This window comes from Aeromicrobium sp. (assembly GCF_025965075.1).
Lineage (GTDB): Bacteria > Actinomycetota > Actinomycetes > Propionibacteriales > Nocardioidaceae > Aeromicrobium.
The window spans coordinates 1-2,827 of record NZ_JAOPXQ010000196.1 but is presented as its reverse complement, the minus strand read 5'-3'; the positions used below and the strand labels follow the sequence as shown (position 1 = coordinate 2,827).

Genomic DNA, 2,827 nt, shown 5'->3' with positions numbered 1-2,827 from the left:
CCGGAGGTCTTGGTGTGCAGCGCCGAGCCGCCGATGTCCTCGGCCGAGGCGTCCTCGCCGGTCGCGGCCTTGACGATGTCGGGGCCGGTCAGGAACATCTGGCCCTGCTCCTTGACCATGATGGTCCAGTCCGTCAGCGCCGGGGAGTACGCCGCGGCGCCCGCGCAGGGGCCGAGGATCAGCGAGATCTGCGGGATGCGGCTCTGCGCCTCGATGTTGAGCGCGAAGATGCCACCGCAGCCGTGCAGCGCGAAGATCCCGTCGTGGATGCGCGCTCCGCCGGAGTCGTTGATGTAGACGATCGGGTAGCCCTTGTCGATCGCGAAGCGCTGGGCCTTCTGGATCGCCTCGGCCATCACGGCGCCGATCGCGCCGGAGGCGACAGCGGCGTCGTGGGAGACGACGACGACCGAGTGTCCGTCGGTCGTGCCCCATCCCGCCACGACACCGCTGCCCGCGCCGGCTCCTGCCGATCGCATCGGGGCCATCTCGACGAAGCTGCCCTCGTCGACCAGCATCTCGGCGCGTTCCCGGGCGGTGTAGACCCTCTTGCCCTTGGGCTCGACTCGCGCGAACCGGTCAGTGCGGCGCTGCGTGAGCACCGTTCGCTGGTCGGCCGGCGCAGATGCTTCGACGACTTCGTTGTGGTCGGTCTTCGGCACGTCGAACTCCTAAACATGAGGTTTTCCTCAACTATACACAAACATGAGGAATCCTTCATCTTCTGGGACCGACAAATCTCGAGGTGATCTCGCGCACGCCGTGCCGGGTGCGCTACCGTGCTGGGGACTTCACTAAGCAAGCGCTTAGGCGCACCCCCGAGGAGTAGACGTGACCGAGACCCGTACCGCAATCGTGACCGGAGCAGCCCGAGGCATCGGCGCCGCCGTGGCCAAGCGCCTGGCCGCCGACGGCTTCAAGGTGGCCGTCGTCGACCTCGACGCCGCTGCGTGCGCCGGCACCGTCGACGCCATCACCGAGGCCGGTGGCCAGGCCCTCGCCGTCGGCGCCGACGTCAGCGACGAGGCCAAGGTCGCGGCGGCGTTCGAGACGATCGTGGCCGAGCTCGGTGCGCCGACCGTCCTGATCAACAACGCCGGCATTCTGCGCGACAACCTGCTGTTCAAGATGTCCGCCGAGGACTGGGACCTGGTCATGGGCGTGCACCTGCGCGGCGCGTTCCTCATGGCCAAGTACGCCCAGAAGCACATGACCGAGGCGAAGTACGGCCGCATCGTCAACCTGTCGAGCACCTCGGCGCTGGGCAACCGCGGCCAGGCCAACTACTCGGCCGCCAAGGCGGGGCTGCAGGGCTTCACCAAGACCCTCGCGATCGAGCTCGGCAAGTTCGGTGTCACGGCCAACGCGATCGCGCCGGGCTTCATCCAGACCGACATGACCGCCGCGACGGCCGAGCGGATGAAGGTCCCGTTCGACGACTTCATCAAGTTCAGCGCCGACCAGATCCCGGTCGCCCGCGTCGGCCAGCCCGAGGACATCGCCCACACGGCGTCGTTCCTCGTCAGCGAGGGTGCCGGCTTCGTGTCCGGCCAGGTCATCTACGTCGCCGGCGGACCGAAGGACTGACGGCGCCATGACAGATCCCCAGGGGCTGGACACCGCCGCCGTCGCCCGGTGGCTCTCGGCCGTGTCGCCCGACGCCGTCGCCGGCCCGTTCGAGGCAAGCCTCATCACGGGCGGCAAGTCCAACCTGACCTATCTGGTCACCGACGGCGTGCACGACTACGTCGTCCGGCGTCCGCCCCTGGGGCACGTCCTCGCAACGGCGCACGACATGGCCCGGGAGCACCGGGTCATGGCGGCGCTCGCCGACACGGCCGTGCCGGTCCCCCGCATGGTCGCGCTGTGCGAGAACGTCGACGTCATCGGGTCGCCGTTCTACGTCATGGACCGGGTGGCCGGTACGCCGTACAGCCGCGCGGCCCAGCTCGAGCCCCTCGGGCCCGAGCGCACCCGCACGATCACCGAGCGCATGGTCGACACCCTGGTCGACCTGCACGCGATCGACTACCGCGAGGTCGGGCTCGGCGAGTTCGGCCGCCCCGAGGGCTACCTCGAGCGCCAGGTCCGCCGGTGGAAGAAGCAGCTCGCCGCGTCGACGAGCCGCGAGCTGCCCGGGATGGACGAGCTCGTGGCGCACCTCGAGAGCAACATCCCGGCCTCCGGCGACGGCACGATCGTCCACGGCGACTTCCGGCTCGACAACCTGCTCGTCGAGGACGACCGGGTGACGGCGGTGCTCGACTGGGAGATGAGCACGTTGGGCGATCCGCTGACCGACGTCGCGATCCTGCTGGCGTACCAGCAGCTGGCCGAGGCGGCTCCTCCGTCGTCGTCCGGCGGCGCGGTCGTGACCGACGCCCCGCTGGCGCCGGGCTACCTGAGCTCCGACGAGGTCATCGCGCGCTATGCCGCGGGATCGGGTCGGGACGTCAGCGACCTCGGCTACCACCTGTCCCTCGCGTTCTTCAAGCTCGCCGTGATCCTCGAGGGAATCCACCTGCGGCACACCCAGGGACAGACCGTCGGGGCGGGCTTCGACGGCATCGGCGACATGATCGCGCCGCTGATATCCGCGGGACGCGCCGCTTCGCGCTAGGGTTGCGCGCGTGACAGCCGAGATCCTCGAACCCCGGCGACGCCCGACGCAGGAGCGCAGCCACAAGAAGTTCGACCACCTGCTGCAGGTGGCGCGTGAGCTGCTGCTGGACGTCGGTTTCGAGTCGTTCACGTGCGAGGAGGTCGCACACCGGGCCGGGCTGCCGATCGGGACGCTCTACCAGTTCTTCCAGAACAAGTACGTCAT

4 protein-coding genes are annotated in these 2,827 nt (G+C 69.2%); 3 read left to right on the top strand and 1 reads right to left on the bottom strand.

The features are described from left to right. Nucleotides 1-662, bottom strand: a 662-nt coding sequence (locus JWQ91_RS11900) for a carboxyl transferase domain-containing protein (protein ID WP_297784172.1), incomplete at its 3' end; no start/stop codon positions are given. A 169-nt stretch (nucleotides 663-831) separates the two neighbouring features. Here JWQ91_RS11900 and fabG point away from each other — a divergent pair. The 3 genes from fabG to JWQ91_RS11885 form a co-directional block, all read left to right on the top strand. Then, nucleotides 832-1,587, top strand: coding sequence for a 3-oxoacyl-ACP reductase FabG (gene fabG, locus JWQ91_RS11895; RefSeq protein ID WP_297784169.1), 756 nt, complete (start codon nucleotides 832-834; stop codon nucleotides 1,585-1,587). 7 nt (nucleotides 1,588-1,594) lie between these two features. Then, complete coding sequence (locus JWQ91_RS11890; RefSeq protein WP_297784166.1) at nucleotides 1,595-2,620, top strand: phosphotransferase family protein; 1,026 nt, start codon at nucleotides 1,595-1,597, stop codon at nucleotides 2,618-2,620. A 10-nt stretch (nucleotides 2,621-2,630) separates the two neighbouring features. Beyond that, a partial coding sequence (locus JWQ91_RS11885; protein WP_297784162.1) for a helix-turn-helix domain-containing protein occupies nucleotides 2,631-2,827 on the top strand: 197 nt, incomplete at its 3' end.